The sequence below is a fragment of the Brevundimonas sp. AJA228-03 genome (genome assembly GCF_017795885.1).
Classification (GTDB): domain Bacteria; phylum Pseudomonadota; class Alphaproteobacteria; order Caulobacterales; family Caulobacteraceae; genus Brevundimonas.
In genome coordinates this window covers 1,398,008-1,417,452 of record NZ_CP059297.1, presented here as the reverse complement: position 1 = coordinate 1,417,452, position 19,445 = coordinate 1,398,008, and the positions used below count along the sequence as shown (strand labels likewise).

At 66.8% G+C, this 19,445-nt stretch carries 14 protein-coding genes and 2 pseudogenes; 9 read left to right on the top strand and 7 right to left on the bottom strand.

All coding sequences use genetic code 11. From position 1 onward, the window contains the following. The first annotated feature begins 51 nt into the window (after nucleotides 1–51). Complete coding sequence (locus HZ989_RS07010; RefSeq protein WP_209322882.1) at nucleotides 52–522, top strand: hypothetical protein; 471 nt, start codon at nucleotides 52–54, stop codon at nucleotides 520–522. Nucleotide 523: 1 nt separating this feature from the next. On the opposite strand, the gene HZ989_RS07005 is transcribed toward HZ989_RS07010, so the two are convergent. Genes HZ989_RS07005 through HZ989_RS06990 form a run of 4 tightly spaced genes read right to left on the bottom strand, consistent with a single transcriptional unit; the run spans nucleotide 524 to nucleotide 3,780 of the window. Next, nucleotides 524–1,687: a PLP-dependent aspartate aminotransferase family protein gene (locus HZ989_RS07005; RefSeq protein WP_209322881.1), complete on the bottom strand. Its 1,164-nt coding sequence runs from the start codon at nucleotides 1,685–1,687 to the stop codon at nucleotides 524–526. Further along, the gene (locus HZ989_RS07000; RefSeq protein ID WP_209322880.1) at nucleotides 1,684–2,118 is read right to left on the bottom strand and encodes a DUF2442 domain-containing protein; all 435 of its coding nucleotides are present in this window, start codon (nucleotides 2,116–2,118) and stop codon (nucleotides 1,684–1,686) included. The genes HZ989_RS07005 and HZ989_RS07000 overlap by 4 nt, the downstream gene beginning before the upstream one ends. Continuing rightward, entirely contained in the window at nucleotides 2,115–2,342 is a 228-nt protein-coding gene (locus tag HZ989_RS06995; RefSeq protein ID WP_209322879.1) for a DUF4160 domain-containing protein, read from the bottom strand. The genes HZ989_RS07000 and HZ989_RS06995 overlap by 4 nt, the downstream gene beginning before the upstream one ends. Nucleotides 2,343–2,376: 34 nt before the next feature. Beyond that, complete coding sequence (locus HZ989_RS06990; RefSeq protein ID WP_209322878.1) at nucleotides 2,377–3,780, bottom strand: cystathionine beta-synthase; 1,404 nt, start codon at nucleotides 3,778–3,780, stop codon at nucleotides 2,377–2,379. A 113-nt stretch (nucleotides 3,781–3,893) separates the two neighbouring features. Between HZ989_RS06990 and HZ989_RS06985 the strand changes: the two genes are divergently transcribed. From HZ989_RS06985 to HZ989_RS06950, 8 genes are all read left to right on the top strand, one after another. Beyond that, nucleotides 3,894–4,151 (top strand): type II toxin-antitoxin system Phd/YefM family antitoxin, encoded by a 258-nt coding sequence (locus tag HZ989_RS06985; RefSeq protein ID WP_209322877.1) that lies wholly within the window; start codon nucleotides 3,894–3,896, stop codon nucleotides 4,149–4,151. A gap of 9 nt (nucleotides 4,152–4,160) precedes the next feature. Continuing rightward, a complete protein-coding gene (locus tag HZ989_RS06980) occupies nucleotides 4,161–4,604 on the top strand; it encodes a type II toxin-antitoxin system VapC family toxin (protein ID WP_209322876.1) in 444 nt (147 codons plus the stop codon). After that, entirely contained in the window at nucleotides 4,605–6,947 is a 2,343-nt protein-coding gene (gene rnr, locus HZ989_RS06975) for a ribonuclease R (protein WP_209322875.1), read from the top strand. Nucleotides 6,948–7,032: 85 nt separating this feature from the next. Then, nucleotides 7,033–7,449 carry a hypothetical protein gene (locus HZ989_RS06970; RefSeq protein WP_209322874.1) on the top strand — a complete coding sequence of 139 codons (417 nt, stop codon included), beginning with the start codon at nucleotides 7,033–7,035 and terminating at the stop codon, nucleotides 7,447–7,449. A gap of 114 nt (nucleotides 7,450–7,563) precedes the next feature. Continuing rightward, a complete protein-coding gene (locus HZ989_RS06965) occupies nucleotides 7,564–8,550 on the top strand; it encodes a DUF4424 family protein (protein WP_209322873.1) in 987 nt (328 codons plus the stop codon). Next, entirely contained in the window at nucleotides 8,534–9,274 is a 741-nt protein-coding gene (locus tag HZ989_RS06960) for an NUDIX hydrolase (RefSeq protein ID WP_209322872.1), read from the top strand. The genes HZ989_RS06965 and HZ989_RS06960 overlap by 17 nt, the downstream gene beginning before the upstream one ends. Then, nucleotides 9,267–9,668 (top strand): DUF5990 family protein, encoded by a 402-nt coding sequence (locus HZ989_RS06955; protein WP_209322871.1) that lies wholly within the window; start codon nucleotides 9,267–9,269, stop codon nucleotides 9,666–9,668. Before HZ989_RS06960 ends, HZ989_RS06955 begins: the two co-directional genes overlap by 8 nt. Before the next feature lie 60 nt (nucleotides 9,669–9,728). Further along, complete coding sequence (locus HZ989_RS06950; protein WP_209322870.1) at nucleotides 9,729–10,523, top strand: hypothetical protein; 795 nt, start codon at nucleotides 9,729–9,731, stop codon at nucleotides 10,521–10,523. A 32-nt stretch (nucleotides 10,524–10,555) separates the two neighbouring features. Here HZ989_RS06950 and HZ989_RS06945 read toward each other — a convergent pair whose 3' ends face one another. The 3 genes and pseudogenes from HZ989_RS06945 to rpoB form a co-directional block, all read right to left on the bottom strand. Continuing rightward, entirely contained in the window at nucleotides 10,556–10,720 is a 165-nt protein-coding gene (locus HZ989_RS06945; RefSeq protein ID WP_209322869.1) for a hypothetical protein, read from the bottom strand. A 179-nt stretch (nucleotides 10,721–10,899) separates the two neighbouring features. Further along, nucleotides 10,900–15,088: pseudogene (rpoC, locus tag HZ989_RS06940) on the bottom strand (DNA-directed RNA polymerase subunit beta'). A gap of 134 nt (nucleotides 15,089–15,222) precedes the next feature. Continuing rightward, nucleotides 15,223–19,339: pseudogene (gene rpoB / locus HZ989_RS06935) on the bottom strand (DNA-directed RNA polymerase subunit beta). Nucleotides 19,340–19,445: the final 106 nt, after the last annotated feature.

The window sequence follows — 19,445 nt, the reverse complement described above, 5'->3', positions numbered from 1 at the left end:
CTGTTGACAGCCTGTCGAGGAGGAATAGGCTTCCGCTCGGAGGAATTCGCAATGCTGAAGTCCGCGATCTTTGTCGCCGCCCTCGTCGCGACCATCGGGTCGGCTGCATCCGTTCAGGCCCAGGCCAATCCCAACGCCGGCGACATGGGCACGGCGCGAGAGCGGCTCCTTGAACCGATGCGCCCCGGGGCGGCGCGGATGCAGCAGTTCGAATCCGTGCGTCGGCTGAATGCCTATTCGGCCGCCGGGCGCCAGCGTGCCATACGCCAGGCCCAATCCCTGCTGGCCGCATCTCATACCAGCTGCGACGTCGTGAACGCCGCCCAGGTGGGCCGTACGGAGCGTCGGCGCGACATCATCGAGGTCGCCTGCTCCAATGGGTATGGCTATATCCTCGTCGATGGAACGACGCCGGCGGCGTTCGACTGCTTGCAGATCGCCCAGGCCGCCGCAGCCCTCCGCCGGGAAAATCCCCGGGCCGACGTCGGGTCCCAGTGCTCACTCAACGAAAACGGCGGCTGATCTATCCCAGCGCCTGATCCAGGTCGGCGATCAGGTCGTCGAGATCCTCGACCCCGACCGACAGCCGGATCAGGTTGTCGGTCACCCCGCCCGCCTCGCGGACCTCTTTCGGCACGCTGGCGTGGGTCATGATGGCCGGGTGGTTGACCAGGCTCTCCACCCCGCCCAGCGACTCCGCCAGGGTAAAGACCTGAACCCGCTCCAGCACCAGTTTCGTCCGTGACAGGTCGCCGTCCAGGATCACCGTGACCATGCCGCCATAGCGACCGTTCATCTGGTGCGTCGCCAGCGCGTGCTGCGGATGGCTGATCAGGCCGGGATAGATCACCCTGGCGATACCCTTGCGCTCTTCCAGCCAGCGCGCGATCGCCAGGGCATTCTCGTTGTGCGCCTTCATGCGCAGGCCCAGGGTCTTCAGCCCCCGGTTGGCCAGGAAGGCATCGAACGGCCCCATGACCCCGCCGACCGAGTTCTGCAGGAACTTGATTTCCTTGGCGATCTCCACGTTTCCGGCCACCAGCACCCCGCCGATGATGTCGGAGTGGCCGTTCAGATATTTGGTCGCCGAATGCATGACGATATCGGCGCCCAGGCTCAGCGGCCGCTGGCTCCACGGCGTGGCGAAGGTGTTGTCAACCACCAGCAGCAGGCCGTGCGCCCTGGCGACCTTTGACAGGGCCGCGATGTCGGCCAGCTTCATCAGCGGATTGGTCGGGGTCTCGACCCACAGCATCTTCGTCTTCGGCGTGATCGCCGCCTCGACCGCCGCCAGATCGCTCAGGTCGACATAGGCGAAATCCAGCCCCATCGAGCGCCGCCGCACCCGCTCGAACAGCCGCCAGGATCCGCCATACAGGTCGTCGCCCGTCACGATGTGCGACCCGGCGTCCAGCAGCTCCAGCGCCGTCGAGGTCGCGGCCATGCCGCTGGCGAAACCGAACCCCTGAACCCCGCCTTCCAGGTCGGCGATACAGGCCTCGAACGCCTCGCGCGTGGGGTTCTTGCCCCGGGCATACTCATAGCCCTTGTTCACGCCCGGGCTTTCCTGGGCATAGGTCGAGGTCGCATAGATCGGCGTCATCACCGCGCCCGTCGTCGGGTCGGGCCGCTGACCGGCATGGATGGCGCGGGTCGAAAACCCCTGGCTGTTCTTGATCGAGGTCATGCGGCCTTCAAAGCATCCCAGCCCTTGCAGGCCAGCAGGATGGAACGCGGCACCGGCCGCCCCCCGGAATAATAGGCGATCGTGCGCCTGGACAGCCCCAAGGCCTCGGCTGCGCCGTTCAACGACAGACCGTTCCGCAGACGCCATTCCAGAAACGCACGCGTGTCGTCCCGCCCCCATGCCGTAAGACTGTCCAGCCATAGGGAGTCCGCCCCCATCTCGATCTCGCCCGGCCAGACCACGCTGTGCCCCCAGTCTCCCAGCTCGACCTGCCGGAACGCATTCAGGTCCGCGAGGGCCTTGAACGGTTGGCTCCTGATCGTGGTCGCCAGATCGATCTTCACCTCCTCCCCCTGCTCCCAAACGAGGAGCAGCGTGTAATCCTCGGCGGCACGGACGGAGCGAATGATGTGGGACTGTTCGTCGCTCACGGGTTCAGCTCTCGCCAGGTTCGCATCAGTTCGGCCTGTCGCTGGGAAGCCCAGCCCGACGCGGCCGCCAAAACATCCTTCGGCGGATTGCCGATGATCGGTTCAAGAGTCGCGATCGACACGGAACACCTCCAGCCCTTCCCTTCGATATGAAAATGCGGGATCCGATGGTCTCGACCATAGATCGCGATCTTCCACGATGGCGCTCTGTGAAGCGTCACCATCCCGGAACATAGTGCATCTGGTGCACCGCTCCAATCACCGGTTCAGGCTGAGGTGGTTGATCAGATCGACCCGCGCGATCAAGCCGACGAACGTCTCGCCATCCAGCACGATCGCCACCCGGTCGCGGTCGAACAGGGGGATCAGGGCGTCCAGCGGCTCCGTCACCTGGACCGTGTCCAGGTCGCGCGTCATGGCCGAGGAGACCGGCTTGGCGAAGCGCTCGCGTCGCGTGATCTCGTCGGTGTTCATGATGTGGACGATGTCGCTTTCGTCCAGGATGCCGATCAGCCGGCCGTCCTGGATGATCGGCAACTGCGAGACGTCGGCCCCGCGCATCCGCTTGAAGGCGGTGTCCAGGGTGTCGTCTGGCCCGGCCGTGACGACATCGCCCTTCTCGTATTTGCGGCTGATCAGGTCCGACAGATCGCCCTGGATCACCCGCTCGCCCAGGCCCTGATCGGCCAGCCAGGCATCGTTATAGACCTTGGACAGATATTTGGCGCCCGTGTCGCAGACGAAGGTCACGCACCGCTTCGGCTCGGTCTGCTCGCGGCACCAGCGCAGGGCTGCAGCAATCAATGTGCCCGACGACGATCCGGCCAGGATGCCCTCCTTCAGCAGCAGCTCGCGCACCGTCGCCACGGCCTCGGCATCCGGAATCGAATAGGCCTTGTCGATCAGGCTCATGTCCGCCGTATCCGGCACGAAATTCTGCCCGATGCCCTCGACCGTATAGCTGCCCTCCGGTCCGGGTATGCCCTCGTTGACGATGCCCGCCAGAACCGATCCCACCGGGTCGGCCAGGACGATCGCGGCCTTCGATCCCTGGCTCTTCAGGTATTGGGCCACGCCCGTGATCGTCCCGCCCGAGCCGATCCCGGCCACATAGGCGTCGATGTCGTGACCCATCTGCTCCCAGATCTCGGGGCCGGTGGTCTTCACATGGGCCAGGGAGTTCGCATGGTTGTTGAACTGGTTGACGAAGAACCCGCCCGGAATCTGCTGCGCCAGCCGCTCGGCCATGTCGGTGTAGTATTCCGGATGCCCGTGCGCGACGTCCGACCGCGTCAGCCGCACATCGGCCCCCATCGCCCGCAGATGCTGGATTTTTTCCTTCGACATCTTGTCCGGGATGACCAGCAACACCTTGTAGCCCCTGGCCTGACCCACCAGCGTCAGCGCCAGACCCGTGTTTCCGGCCGTGGCCTCGACGATCGTGCCGCCGGGTTTCAGATACCCCTCCGCCTCGGCCGCGGCGATCATCGACAGGGCGATGCGGTCCTTGATCGACCCGCCCGGGTTCTGCGCCTCCAGCTTCAGGAACAGTCTGCACGGCCCGGTGTCGATCCGCGTCACCTCCACCATCGGCGTCTTGCCGATCAGGTCCAGCAGCGACCCGGTCGGCGCGCTCAGGGTCGGGTGTTCGGCAAGGGACATGATCGGGCTCCGGATTCGAGGCCGGAAGCTAGGCGTGCCGCCGGGCCCGGACAACCCGTTGCCGATGCCGACATTTATGGCTATATTTATGGCCATAATCTTGGAGAACGACCATGGCCACCTACGGCGTCGCCGAAGCCAAGAACAACTTCACTCACCTGCTTGAGAGGGTCGAGGCGGGTGAACGGATCACCATCACCCGGCACGGCAAGCCTGTTGCAGAGCTGGCGCGTCCAACGGTCCCCGCCAAACTCGCGGGTGACGAGCGACTGGCCTTCATGAAGGAGTTCGCCCGTCGTCGCGACGCGCGACCGCCGCTTGGAATGTCGGCCGCCGAGCTTGTCCGCGACATGCGCGACGAAGGTTACTGAGTGAGGCTCTTGCTGGATGCCAGCATCCTCGTCTCTGTCGTGACGCGCGAGTTGACGAGCTCGATGATCGACGCTGTCCTCGATCAACAACCGCCGCCACTCGTGAGCGACTTCTGCGTCGCGGAATCTTCGGCGGCCATCGCCCGGCTTGTTAGGGTGGGAGCCAGGATGCCCGTCGAAGCGGAATCTCTCTTCGACCATCTCGACGTCTGGGTGGCATCCGCGTCGGACCGCGTCTCCCTGGATCAGGGGGACATCGCGATGGCCACCGATCTGGTCCGACGCCATAACCTCGTGCTCCGCGCCCCTGACGCTATCCACATCGCCGCCGCGACGCGGCTAGAGGCGACCATACTTACGCTCGATCGCGGCATGGCACGCGCCGCCGCTGCACTGGGCGTTCCCTGCCTGAACCCCGCCGAGGCCGAAGCGCCCGGCGAACCGAAAGACTGAATGACCAAACCACCCGGAAAACCCGCCGCCGGATTGCCGGACGAGGCCACCCTGCTGGCCTTCCTGCGCGAGGCCGGATCGGCGGAAAAGGGCGATATCGCCCGCCACTTCGGCCTCAAGGGCGAGGATCGTCGGCGTTTGCGCGAAATGATCCGCGGCCTCGAAGCCTCCGGCAAGCTCGGCAAACGCGGCAGGAAGGGCTTTTCCGAAGCCGGCGCCCTGCCCCCCGTCGGCGTCGCCGATGTGGTCGAGAAGGATAATGACGGAGAGCTCTACGTCCGCATGGTCGAGGCCTCGGCCGATGCACCGCGCGCCTTGCTCATCCCTGATAAAGGCAAACCTGGCCCGGCCCCCGGCCTGGGTGATCGCGTGCTGGCCAAGTTCCAGCACGGCCCCAACGGCTGGGAAGCCCGGCTGATCAAGACCCTCGACACCCACAACAACCGCGTCCTCGGTGTGATCCGAAAGTCCAACAAGGAGACCCGGGTCGAGCCGGTCGACCGGCGCTCGAAGGACGTGCTGATCGTGTCGGCGCTTCAGGCCGCCGATCTGCGCGACGGCGATCTGGTCCTGGCCGCCATCGAGAAGTCGGACCAGCGCTATGGCCACAAGCGCGGCAAGATCCTGGAGACCGTGGGCCGCGAGGACGATCCCCGCGCCGCCTCCCTGATCGCCATCCACACCCACGGCGTGCCGATGGGCTTCTCGGAGGCCGTCGAGCAGGAGGCCGAGAACCAGGACCTGCCGACGCTGAAGGGCCGCGACGACCTGCGTGACATCCCCTTCATCACCATCGACCCGGCCGACGCCCGCGACCACGACGACGCCGTCTATGCGCAGCGCGACGAGGACCCGAAGAACGAGGGCGGCTGGATCGTCTGGGTCGCCATCGCCGACGTCGCCGCCTACGTCCGGCCCAACACCAGTCTGGACCGCGAGGCGCGCGCCAAGGGCAATTCGACCTATTTCCCCGACCGCGTCGAGCCGATGCTGCCCGAGCGGCTGTCGAACGGCCTGTGCAGTCTCAAGGAAGGCGAGAACCGCGCGACCTTGGCCGTGCGCATGGTCTTCGACAAGGACGGCCGCAAACTGGGCCACAAATTCCATCGCGGCCTGATGCGCAGCCACGCCAAGCTTTCCTACGAACAGGCCCAGGCGGCCATCGACGGCGTCGAGAACGGCGGCGGGATCGACGACCCGACCGGCCCGATCATGGACGCGATCCTGTATCCGCTGTGGAACGCTTGGCACACCATGCTGAAGGGCCGACTGAAGCGCGCGCCCCTGCAGATCGACAGTGCCGAACGCCGCATCCGCATGTCACCCGACGGCGGCATCGCCTCCATCGAAAAGCGCGTCAGTCTGGAGGCCCACCGCCTGATCGAGGAAATGATGGTCCAGGCCAATGTCTGCGCCGCCGAGACGCTGGAGGGCAGGAAGACGCCCCTGATCTTCCGCGTCCACGATACGCCCAGCCAGGAAAAGGTCTTCAACCTGGCCGACTTCCTGTCGACGCTGGGCAAACCCTGGAACAAGGGCGAGGCCCCGACCACCAAACGCTTCAACAGGCTGCTGGACGAGACCCGCGACGGCCCCCATGCCGAGGTGGTCAATGAGGTCGTCCTGCGCTCCCAGATGCAGGCGATCTACAGCCCGGACAACGTCGGCCATTTCGGCCTGAACCTGGATCGCTACGCCCACTTCACCTCGCCGATCCGGCGCTACTCCGATCTGATCGTGCACCGGGGGTTGATCCGCGCACTGAACCTCGGCCCTGACGGCCTGACCGATCGCGAGATCGCCGAACTGCCCGCCATCGCCGATCAGGTGACCCTGACCGAGCGCCGCTCCATGGCCGCCGAGCGCGACGCCATGGACCGCTACATCGCCGCCTTTCTGGAGGATCGCGTCGGCGCGACCTTCACCGGCCGCATCACCGGCGTGACCCGCTTTGGCCTGTTCATTCGTCTGGACGAGACGGGCGCCGACGGCCTCGTGCCCGTCAGCTCGCTGGGCAACGAATACTTCACCCACGACGACCGCGCCCATGCCCTGGTCGGCGAACGGTCGGGCCAGCGCTACACCCTGGGCCGCAGCGTCGAGGTCAGGCTGAAGGAGGCCACCCCGATCACCGGCGGCCTGGTGTTCGAGATGCTCAGTGACCCCGAACCCCGCGACCCCAACGCCCCCGCCCCGCGTCTGGGCCTGCGCGGCCGGGGTCCGGGTACAGGCGGCAACGGCCCGCCCAAGCGGGGCACGGGTCGTCCCGGCGGTCCCAAACCCCCGCGCGGAGGCCGCCCGTCCGGCGGCCTCAAGGGCGTGAGAAAGGGCAAGCGGCGGTAGGGCCGCGCCCCACCGGCCAATCGGCCGCCTTTCGGGATCCGCCCGGTCTGCTATGACCCGCCGGGTCTTCAAAGGAGTGATCGGCATGCCTCGTCTGGTTCTGGCTCTATCTGCGGTCTCGGCCTTCACCCTTTCCGCCTGTGGCGAGGTGGATGTCGGGAAGGCCGGTCGCAACGCCGCCATGGCCGCGCTGGAGGCGAGCCATCCCGAGATCGTGCAGGGCGTTCAGGCGGCCCGGACGCTGAAGCTGGCGGCCGCCACCTGCGGCTGGGAGGACGTCGATGCGGCGGGTCTGGCGCAGGCGGCCGTGGCCGGGATCGAGGAGGCCCCCCTCCGCGCCGCCGCCGAAAGTCTGGTCGAGGATCTGATCGTCGCGCCCGGCGCGGCCACAGCCGGGGCCCCAAACCCTGCCGCCAGCAACTGCTCGCCCGAAGCCCGACAGGCCCTCGAAGCCCAGATCGCCGCCATTGCCCAGGGCGAGACCGAAGCGGAAGGCGGCTGAGCAACGCCGCTGTGGCGGTCTGAACGCGGTCCGCAAGGACGAGCAGCGTTGACGTCCTGTCCCGTTGAGCCTCCTCGATGCCTCGGATAACATGTTCGCGCAGGAGGAACCGGGATGATCCGAAAAATTGCTCTGTCGACCTTCGTCGTCCTGTGTCTCGCCGGGCCGGCCGCCGCCAATGACAGCGTCGCCTCGATGGGGACCGGCGGCCTCGTCCTGCAACGCACCGACGGCATCGTCATGCAGTCCGAGGATCTGTTCGTCTCGTCCCGGGAGATCCGGGTGAAATACCGGTTCTTCAACCGCACGGACCAGGACATCACCACAATCGTCGCCTTTCCCCTGCCCGACCTCGTCGGCGGCAGTGAGGCCCCCATCGCCCTGTCCGACCCGGGCACCCTGGCCTTCACCACCACTGTGGCGGGACAGCGGGTGGCCACCGAAATCGAGCAGAAGGCCATGCTGGGCGAAGCCGATCGCACCGGCCTGCTGCGAGAGCTGTCCCTGCCCCTGTCGCCCTACGACCGGGACATCCGCGACGCCATCGCCGCCCTGCCCGGACCCCGGATCGAGCAGCTGGTCCAGATGGGCATAATCGAGGACCGGAGCTATGACGACGGCACCGGCCGGGTCGCGGACTACGTGCCGCTATGGACGTTGAAGACCACCCACTATCGGACCCAGGTCTTTCCGGCCGGTCAAGCGGTCGACGTGGACCACCGCTACGCCCCCGCCGTCGGCGGATCGGCATTCAGCCTCTTTGGCGATCCCGAGACGGCGGACAGCGACTACGCCGCCGAGCACGCCACGCACTATTGCGCCGACGCCGCCTTCCAGGCCGGCGCAGCACGCCTGCGCCGCCAGGGCCAGTACCTGACCGAGACCTGGATCGACTATGTCCTGACCACGGGGGCCAACTGGGCCGAGCCGATCGGGGAGTTTCGCCTGGTCGTCGACAAGGGCGAAGCCGGCAATCTCGTCAGCTTCTGCGGCGAGAACGTGCGCCGCATCAGCGAGACGCAGTTCGAGATGCGCCGGACCAACTTCATCCCCACGCGGGACCTGTCGGTGGTAATCGTGTCCGGTGTCTCCCCCGAGTAACCCCTTTGACGCCCGTCAGGACCTTGCCGACGCGCCGCGCCCGGCCGGTCCGCGGCAGCGGCCGAAGGACGCCGCGACCCTGATCCTGGTCCGCTCCGGCACCCGCCCCCAGGTGCTGATGGGGCGTCGCGCGCCGGGGCATGTGTTCATGGCCTCCAAATGGGTGTTTCCCGGCGGCCGGATCGACCGGTCGGACTTCGCCGCCGCCTCGGCCACCGAGCCCTCGGCCGCCACCCGCGCCCGTCTGGAGACCGAACTGGCCCCGCACCGCGCCCGCGCCCTGTGCCTGACCGCCGTGCGCGAGACGTTCGAGGAGACCGGCCTGATCCTCGGCCGCCCGGCCCCGTCCGCCTCCGTCGCGGGACCGTGGCGCGCGTTCCGGGCCGTCGGGGCCCTGCCCGACCTCGCCGCCCTGAACTATGTCGCGCGCGCCATCACCCCGCCGGGTCGCACGCGCCGGTTCGACGCCCGGTTCTTCATGGCGGACGCCTCGGCCCTTCTGGCCCCCGAACCAACGGCCGGCTCCGGCGAGCTGGACGAGATCGCCTGGCTCCCGCTGGAAGAAGCCCGCGCCCTCGACCTGCCCGCCATCACCCGCTTCGTCCTGGCCGAGGTGGCCGGGCGGTTCATCATCCCGGACGGCGCAGAACGACGAGCCGGGAAGGACCGCCCCATCCCGTTCGTGCGAATGGTGCGCGGCAGCCATCTGGTGACCCATGACTGAGACCCTGACCCTGCGCCTGACGATCGCCGATCCCTTGCCCGGTCTGCATTACTGGCGACAGGATGCGAAGAACGCGCCCCACGACATCCGTCTGTCGACCGAGGCCCCCCTGACCTTCGACATGCCGGTCGATCTGCGCCCCGACGGCCGGCTGGGCGGAACCTTCGTGCGACGCGAGGGCAAGGACCGCCGCTTCGTCTACATCGCCATCGGCGGCGCCATGCCCGGCCTGCCCGTCGTCAGCCGCCGCGCCAAGATCGATGTCCACGATATTCCCGCCGACCTGCTGAAACCCGGCGCGGTGATCGGGACCACCCTGCCCGGACGCGCCAGGGACGGCACGCCTGCCTGCGCCACCGTGCGGCCGCTGACGCCCTGGCGGGTGGTCGGCTGACCCTGCCCTGATCCCGCCACGGTCGCCCTTCAGCCTCGGGGCGATCGGCAGGGAGGATGCGTGGTCGACGCCAGTCTGAGCTTCGCCCGACGGCGACCGACCTTCGGGCCCGTGATGCGCCGCCGAATAGGGGCGCTCGCGGCGTCGGTCCTGTTCCACATCGCGATCCTGACGCCCCTGGCGCTGCGGCTCTTCGAGACGCCCCTGGCTCCGCCCGACCTCGCCGACGACATCCCGATCTTCCTCGAGATGGAACCGCGCCCGCTCCTGCCGGGTGAGGTGGCCCGTGTTCCCGCCCCGGGGTCGGCGCGAACGGAGCCCACACCGACCCTGGGCGACATCATGGCCGAGCGGTCGACCGCACCGGCCGCCCCCGGCCCGTCCGAGGCACGGCCCTCGCCCCTCTCGCCCCGGATCGCCGCACAGGCCCCGGCCGACGCCCCCGCAACCGTGGACCCCTGGCAGGTGACGCCCGAGACCATGCGGGCGGCTGTCGCCCGCTCGCTGCGTCTCGGCGCAGCGGGCTGTCGCACCATGGACGGACGGCTGAGCCCGGCGGAACAGCAGCTCTGCGACGAGCGCTTCAACGCGGCCGCCGGTCGGGCCGGGCCGCTCGGGCCACGCACACTGACGGCTTCCGAAGCCCGCCGCGAGGCCCAATTCGCCCGCGACGGGGCGGCCGCCCTGGCCCAGTACGAGGCGCGGCGGGGAGGCCGGCCGGGCGTGGGCATCGTCGGTGCCTCGCCCGAGTGCGTCGGCGGCAACCTGCGCGGGACCTGTGCCGGAGCCTTGCTGCGCCCCGAGTTCCAGCATGAGGAGGAGGCACCATTCGGCGGCACCGCCGGGCCGAAATAGCCCTGGGCTGATCGTCGCCGAGCGACCCCGGCTCACACCGCCCAGCCGTGCTCCGGGCAGAAGGCGTCGTGGGCCGCGGCTCCCAGCTCGATCATCGCAGTCGCGGCCATAAAGTAGATCATCACACACAGGGCAAGGATGGTGACGATCCAGAGGACCGTATCGATGCTGCCGGGCGTTGCTTTGGCTCTGGTCATCTTCGCCTCCTGACGGGGCAAGGATGCCGACAGTATCCGACGACGTCAACGATCGCCTGCAACCTCAAAGTGCAGACCCTGACAGTCGCGGGCCGAAGAAAAGGGGCGGCCCCGTCGCCGGAACCGCCCTTAATCATCTCTGCCTTGTCATCCCGGGCTCGACCCGGGACGGAGAGCGATCACTCGCTCTCGGCCAGCTCCAGTTGCAGTTCGGCCGGCAGGGGCTCGATCGCGGCTTCGCGGGTCGAGGTCAGCTCGGCGTCGCGGGCATTGGCGACCTTCTGCAAGGACCGGAGATAGGCCCCGGTGCCCGCCGGGATCAGGCGGCCGACGATGACGTTCTCCTTCAGCCCTTCCAGCGTGTCCTTCTTGCCGTTGACCGAGGCGTCGGTGAGGACGCGGGTGGTCTCCTGGAAGGACGCCGCCGAGATGAAGCTGCGGGTCTGCAGGCTGGCCTTGGTGATGCCGAGCAGGACGGGCTGGGTGGTGGCGATCCGGCCCCCACGCTTCTCGACCTTCTCGTTCTCCAGCACGGCTTCCGCCACCTCGACCGTGTCGCCACGGATCAGGGTGGTTTCACCCGAGTCGATGATCTCGACCTTCTGCAGCATCTGGCGAACGATCACCTCGATGTGCTTGTCGTTGATCGGCACGCCCTGCAGGCGATAGACCTCCTGCACCTCGTTCACCAGATACTCGGCCAGCGCCTCGACGCCCTGGATGCGCAGCAGATCGTGCGGATCGGGGTTGCCGTCGATGATGTAGTCGCCCTTCTGGATCAGATCGCCGTCGTGGACGGAGATGTGCTTGCCCTTGGGGATCAGGAACTCGACCGCTTCGGGCTGTTCGCCGTCCGCGTTCAGCTCCGGCGTGATCTTGATCCGGCGCTTGTTCTTGTAGTCGCGCCCGAACTCGACCCGGCCGTCCATCTCGGCGATGACCGCGCAATCCTTGGGACGACGGGCCTCGAACAGCTCGGCCACCCGCGGCAGACCGCCGGTGATGTCGCGCGTCTTGGCACCCTCGGTCGGGATACGGGCCAGGATTTCGCCGGGCTTGACCTCGTCGCCATTGGCGACCGACAGGATGGCCCCCACCGGCAGCAGGTACCGGGCGTCGGAGCCCGAGGCCAGTTTGGTGTAGGAGTCGCCCGCCGTGATGCCCATGGCCGGACGCAGGTCCGAACCCCTCGGGCTGGCACGCCAGTCGATGACGACGCGCTGGGCGATGCCCGTCGCCTCGTCGGTCTCCTCGCGGAACGACAGACCCTCGGTCAGATCCTCGAAGCGGACGGTGCCGCCCACTTCGGTGATGATCGGGGTGGTGTAGGGGTCCCACTCGGCCAGACGCTGGTTCTTCTTGACCTCGGTGCCTTCCTTGACGCGCAGACGGCCGCCGTAGGGGATCTTGTAGCTTTCGCGATCCTTGCCATCGACCATGACGGTGACGACGACGTTGCGGCTCATCGACACCAGGTCGCCCTGGGTGCCGGTGACGGTCGGGCCGACGATCTTGATCGTCCCGGCATTGGTCGCCTCGTAGAAGGAGGTTTCCGCCACCTGGGCCGTGCCGCCGATGTGGAAGGTCCGCATCGTCAGCTGCGTGCCCGGCTCGCCGATCGACTGCGCCGCGATGACGCCGACCGCCTCGCCGATGTTGACATTGGTGCCGCGCGCCAGGTCACGGCCGTAGCACATGCCGCAGATGCCGGCTTCGGCCTCGCAGGTCAGGGCCGAACGGACCTTGACCGACTGGACGCCCTCGCGATCGATGACCTCGACCACGTCCTCCACCAGATAGGTGTCGGCCGGGAACAGCACGGTGTCGGTGCCGGGGGCCTTGATGTCCTCGGCGTTGTAGCGGCCCAGGACGCGCTGCCCCAGCGAGACCAGCACGTCGCCGCCCTCGACCACGGCGCGCAGGGTGATGCCCCGCGTGGACCCGCAGTCTTCCTCGGTGACGATCGAATCCTGCGCCACGTCCACCAGACGGCGGGTCAGGTAACCCGAGTTGGCGGTCTTCAGCGCGGTGTCGGCCAGACCCTTGCGGGCGCCGTGGGTCGAGTTGAAGTATTCGAGGACGGTCAGGCCTTCCTTGAAGTTCGACACGATCGGGGTCTCGATGATCTCGCCCGAAGGCTTGGCCATCAGGCCGCGCATCCCGCCGAGCTGCTTCATCTGGGCCTGCGAACCGCGGGCACCGGAGTTGGCCATCATATAGACCGAGTTGATCTCGGCCGTACGACCCGAGGCCAGCACGCGCGGTTGCGCGATCTCACCCATCATCTCGTCGGCGACCCGGTCCGTGGCCTTGGCCCAGGCGTCGACGACCTTGTTGTACTTCTCGCCCTTGGTGATCAGGCCGTCGGCATACTGCTGCTCGTATTCCTCGACCAGGGTGCGGGTGGCGGCGACGATCTCGCCCTTCCTGGCCGGGATCACGATGTCGTCCTTGCCGAACGAGATGCCGGCGCGCGCGGCGGAAGCCCAGGCCCATCATCTGGTCGGCGAAGATCACCGTCGCCTTCTGACCGCAGTGGCGATAGACCACGTCGATCAGATTGCCGATTTCCTTCTTGGTCAGGTTCTTCTCGAGCAGGCGGTAACCGACGTTCGGGTTCTTGGGTAGCAGCGCGCCCAGCTTCATCCGGCCCGGCGTCGTGTCGATCACGCGCGTGATCGCATTGCCGTCCTTGTCTTCCTCGGTCCAGCGCGCCTTGATGCGGGTGTGCAGGGTCACGACACCGGCGTCCAGCGCCGCGTCGATCTCGCCGATGTTGGCGAACAGCTTGCCCTCACCCGGCTCACCGTCCTTGACCAGCGACAGATAGTACAGGCCGAGGACGATATCCTGCGACGGCACGATGATCGGCTTGCCGTTGGCGGGCGACAGGATGTTGTTGGTCGACATCATCAGGACGCGCGCTTCCAGCTGGGCCTCGAGGCTCAGCGGGACGTGCACGGCCATCTGGTCGCCGTCGAAGTCGGCGTTGAACGCGGCGCAGACCAGCGGGTGCAGCTGGATGGCCTTGCCCTCGATCAGCTTGGGCTCGAACGCCTGGATGCCCAGACGGTGCAGCGTCGGCGCGCGGTTCAGCATGACCGGGTGCTCGCGGATCACCTCTTCGAGGATGTCCCACACCTGGGGCTGTTCGCGCTCGACCATGCGCTTGGACTGTTTGACGGTGCCCGACAGGCCCTTGGCGTCCAGGCGCGCATAGATGAACGGCTTGAACAGCTCGAGCGCCATCTTCTTGGGCAGGCCGCACTCGTGCAGCTTCAGATCGGGACCGACCACGATGACCGAACGGCCCGAATAGTCGACGCGCTTGCCCAGAAGGTTCTGGCGGAAGCGGCCCTGCTTGCCCTTCAGCATGTCGGCCAGCGACTTCAGCGGACGCTTGTTGGCCCCCGTGATGACGCGACCGCGACGGCCGTTGTCGAACAGGGCGTCGACGGATTCCTGCAGCATCCGCTTTTCGTTGCGGATGATGATGTCGGGCGCGCGCAGTTCCATCAGCCGCTTCAGGCGGTTGTTGCGGTTGATCACGCGGCGGTACAGGTCGTTCAGGTCGGAGGTCGCGAAACGACCGCCGTCCAGCGGCACCAGCGGACGCAGTTCCGGCGGAATGACCGGCACGACCGTCAGGATCATCCATTCCGGCTTGTTGCCGGATTCCAGGAAGGCCTCGATCAGCTTCAGGCGCTTGGACGCCTTCTTGGCCTTCACTTCCGACGGGCTGTCGGCCAGTTCGCCACGGTGGCGCTCGGCCTCCGCGTGCAGGTCGATGCCCATCAGCAGGTTGCGCACGGCCTCGGCGCCGATCTCGGCGGTGAAGCCGTCATCGCCGAACTCGTCCTGGTAGCGATAGAATTCGTCTTCCGTCAGCAGCTGGTTCTGCTTGAGCGGGGTCAGGCCCGGCTCGGTGACGATGTAGTTCTCGAAATAGAGCACCCGCTCCACGTCCTTAAGCGCCATGTCCAGCATCAGCGAGATGCGCGACGGCAGGGACTTCAGGAACCAGATGTGGGCGACGGGGGACGCCAGTTCGATATGGCCCATCCGCTCGCGCCGGACGCGGGCCAGGGTGACCTCCACGCCGCATTTCTCGCAGATGATGCCCTTGTATTTCATGCGCTTGTACTTGCCGCACAGGCATTCGTAATCCTTGGTCGGGCCAAAGATGCGCGCGCAGAACAGGCCGTCACGCTCGGGCTTGAACGTGCGGTAGTTGATGGTCTCGGGCTTCTTGATCTCGCCGAACGACCACGAGCGGATCTTTTCGGGAGACGCGAGAGCGATCTTGATCTGGTCGAAGGTCGGGGTGACCGGGACCGCGTTGAAGATGTTCAGGACTTCCTGGTTCATCTTGGATTCCTTGCTGCGGACAGAGCCGCGATAAATCTAGTGGCGAGTGGCGAGTGGCTGGTGGCGAGAAGGTCGGCGGTGGCGAGTGACGCGGCGAAATCTCGCCACTCGTCACTCGCCACTCGCCACTCGCGTCAGCTGTTCTCCAGCTCCACATTCAGACCCAGCGAGCGCATTTCCTTGATGAGAACGTTGAAGCTCTCGGGAATGCCCGCCTCGAAGCTGTCGTCGCCCCTGACGATGGCCTCGTAGACCTTCGTCCGTCCGGCCACGTCGTCGGACTTCACCGTCAGCATCTCCTGCAGGGTGTAGGCGGCGCCGTAGGCTTCCAGAGCCCAGACCTCCATCTCCCCGAAGCGCTGACCGCCGAACTGCGCCTTGCCGCCCAGCGGTTGCTGGGTGACGAGCGAATACGGTCCGATCGAACGGGCGTGGATCTTGTCGTCGACCAGGTGGTGCAGCTTCAGCATGTAGATGTAGCCGACCGTGACCGGACGCTTGAACTGCTCGCCGGTCGTGCCGTCATAGACGATCGACTGACCCGAACGCTCAAGCCCGGCCTTCTCCAGCAGATCCTCGATGTCCGAGATATGGGCGCCGTCGAACACCGGGGTGGCGAACGGAACGCCCTTGGACAGGTTCTGCGCCAGCTCGACCAGCTCGTGCTCCTCCTGCGGCAGGGGGGTGTCCTCGCCGTAGATGCCGGTCAGGTGATCGATCAGCGCCTGCTTTTGGCCACCGCCCTGCCAGGCTTCCAGCAGACCCTGGATCTGCTTGCCCAGACCGGCCGAGGCCCAGCCCAGATGGGTTTCGAAGATCTGGCCGATGTTCATGCGCGAGGGCACGCCCAGCGGGTTCAGAACGACGTCGACCGAGGTCCCGTCTTCCAGGTGCGGCATGTCCTCGATCGGCAGGATCTTGGAGATGACGCCCTTGTTGCCGTGGCGACCGGCCATCTTGTCCCCGGGCTGAAGCTTGCGCTTCACGGCCACGAACACCTTGACCATCTTCATCACGCCGGGGGGCAGTTCGTCGCCGCGCTGCAGCTTCTCGACCTTGTCCTCGAAGCGACGGTCGAGCGCCTTGCGGGCGTCCTCGAACGACTTCTTCATCGCCTCCAGCTCGCCCATCGCCTTTTCGTCGTCGAGGGCGATCTGCCACCACAGGCCGCGCGACAGCTCGCCCAGCTTGACATCCGTCACCTCGCCGCGGCCCAGGCCCTTGGGACCCGAGACGGCGATCTTGCCGAGCAGCAGGGGCTTCAGACGGCCATAGGTGTTGCGCTCCAGGATCGCCAGTTCGTCGTCGCGGTCCTTGCCCAGGCGTTCGATCTCGTCGCGCTCGATCGACATGGCGCGTTCGTCCTTGTCGACGCCGTGGCGGTTGAACACGCGCACGTCGACGATCGTGCCGGCCACGCCGGGCGGCAGGCGCAGCGAGGTGTCGCGGACGTCCGAGGCCTTCTCGCCGAAGATGGCGCGCAGCAGCTTCTCTTCCGGGGTCATCGGGCTCTCGCCCTTGGGCGTGACCTTGCCGCACAGGATGTCGCCCGGCTGGACCTCGGCGCCGATGGCCACGATGCCCGCCTCGTCGAGGTTGCGCAGGGCCTCCTCGCCGACATTGGGGATGTCGCGGGTGATTTCCTCGGGGCCCAGCTTCGTATCGCGGGCCATGACCTCGAACTCCTCGAGGTGGATCGAGGTGAAGACGTCGTCGCGCACGATGCGCTCGGAGATCAGGATCGAGTCCTCGAAATTATAGCCGTTCCACGGCATGAAGGCGACCAACGCGTTCCGGCCCAGGGCCAGTTCGCCCAGGTCCGTCGACGGGCCGTCGGCGATCACGTCGCCGGCCTCGATCACGTCGCCCACCTTCACCAGCGGACGCTGGTTGATGCAGGTGTTCTGGTTCGAACGCTGGAACTTCTGGAGCGTATAGATGTCGACGCCCGACGGCCGGGTTCGAGGTCGCCGGTCGCGCGGATCACGATGCGCGTCGCGTCGACCTGGTCGACGACGCCGCCGCGGGCGCCGCGACGGCGCCCGAGTCGCGCGCCACGGTTTCTTCCATGCCCGTGCCGACCAGAGGCGCATCGGACTGGACCAGAGGCACGGCCTGACGCTGCATGTTCGCGCCCATCAGGGCCCGGTTGGCGTCGTCGTTTTCAAGGAAGGGGATCAGGGCCGCGGCGACCGAGACGACCTGTTTCGGCGACACGTCCATCAGCGTGATATGCTCGGCGCGGCCATCAGCAGTTGGAATCGCCGTTGACGGCCGAGACCAGTTCTTCCACGAACGAGCCATCGGCGTTCAGCGCGGCCGTTCGCCTGGGCGATCGTGTATTTCGACTCCTCCATGGCCGAGATGTAGACCACCTCGTCCAGGGCCTTGCCGTCCTTCACGCGCCGGTACGGGCTCTCGATGAAGCCGTATTTGTTGACCCGGGCGTGGGTCGCCAGCGAGTTGATCAGGCCGATGTTCGGGCCTTCCGGCGTCTCGATCGGGCAGATGCGGCCATAGTGGGTCGGGTGCACGTCGCGGACCTCGAAGCCCGCACGCTCGCGCGTCAGACCGCCCGGTCCCAGGGCCGACAGGCGACGCTTGTGGGTGATTTCCGACAGCGGGTTCGTCTGGTCCATGAACTGCGACAGCTGCGACGAGCCGAAGAACTCCCGCACCGAGGCGGCGGCCGGCTTGGCGTTGATCAGGTCGTGCGGCATCACCGTGTCGATATCGACCGACGACATGCGCTCCTTGATCGCGCGCTCCATGCGCAGCAGGCCGACGCGGTACTGGTTTTCCAGCAGTTCGCCGACCGAACGGACCCGGCGGTTGCCCAGGTTGTCGATGTCGTCGATCTCGCCGCGGCCGTCCTTCAGCCCGACCAGGATCTGCAGCACCTTCAGCACATCGTCCTTCTGCAGGACGCGGATTTCGTCGGACACTTCCGGCGTTTCCAGACGCATGTTCATCTTGACCCGGCCGACGGCCGACAGGTCGTAGCGTTCGCCGTCGAAGAACAGCGAGTTGAACATGGCCTCGGCGGCTTCCGGGGTCGGGGGCTCGCCGGGGCGCATCACGCGATAGATGTCGAACAGCGCGTCCTCGCGGCCCGTCGACTTGTCGACCCGCAGGGTGTTGCGCATATAGGCGCCGACCGTGACGTGGTCGATGTCCAGCACGTCGATGGTGGTGAAGCCCTTGCCTTCCAGCAGTTCGATCGTGGGAGCGTCCAGCTCGTCACCGGCCTCGGCATAGATCTCGCCGGTCTCGTAGTTGACGGCGTCGGCGGCCAGGTAGCGGGTCACCAGGGCGTCGGCGGCCAGCGACAGCGACTTGGTCGTGTCCCCCAGCTTCTTGGCGGCGCGGGCGCTGATCTTCTGACCGGCCTGGGCGACGATCTCGCCGGTGTCGGCGTCGACCAGGTCGAACTCGGGCTTCACGCCCCTCCAGCGTTCGGCCTTGTAGGGCGTGACCCAGCCATCGCCGCGCTTCTCATAGGGCACGGTCTCGTAGAAGGTGCGCAGGATCTCCTCGCCGTCCATGCCCAGCGCCATCAGGAAGGTGGTGGCGGGCAGCTTGCGGCGACGGTCGATGCGGACGAACACGATGTCCTTGGCGTCGAACTCGAAGTCCAGCCACGACCCGCGGTACGGGATCACCCGCGCGGCGAACAGCAGCTTGCCCGAAGAATGGGTCTTGCCCTTGTCGTGGTCGAAGAAGACGCCCGGCGAACGGTGCATCTGCGAGACGATCACCCGCTCGGTGCCGTTGACGATGAAGGTGCCGTTCTCGGTCATGAGCGGCATGTCGCCCATGTAGACGTCCTGCTCCTTGATATCGAGGACCGAGCGGGTTTCGGTTTCGCTGTCCACCTCGAACACGATCAGGCGCAGCGTGACCTTCATCGGCGCCGCATAGGTGATGCCGCGCTGACGGCATTCCTCGACGTCGAACTTGGGCATCTTCGAACTCGTAGGACACGAAATCGAGCTCGGCGGTGCCGGCGAAGTCGCGGATCGGGAAGACCGACTTGAACACGGCCTCGATGCCCTGTTCCTTGCGCGCGCCGGGGCGGACCTCGCGCTGCAGGAACTGCTCGTAGGATTCGCGCTGAACCTCGATCAGGTTCGGCATCTGCACCGCCTCGGGGATGCGGCCGAACGATTTGCGGATGCGCTTCTTGCCGGTGAAGGTCGTGGCCGATGCGATCTGACCGTTGATGGTGAGACCGTTCAGGACGTCAGTCATTCTGTTTTCCCATATCGCGCGCCCGGGGGAGACACGCGTGAAATGCAGCAGCCCCGGCAGCGCGATCGCGTGCCGTGACAATCGGTTTCGGCCTCCACCCTCGACA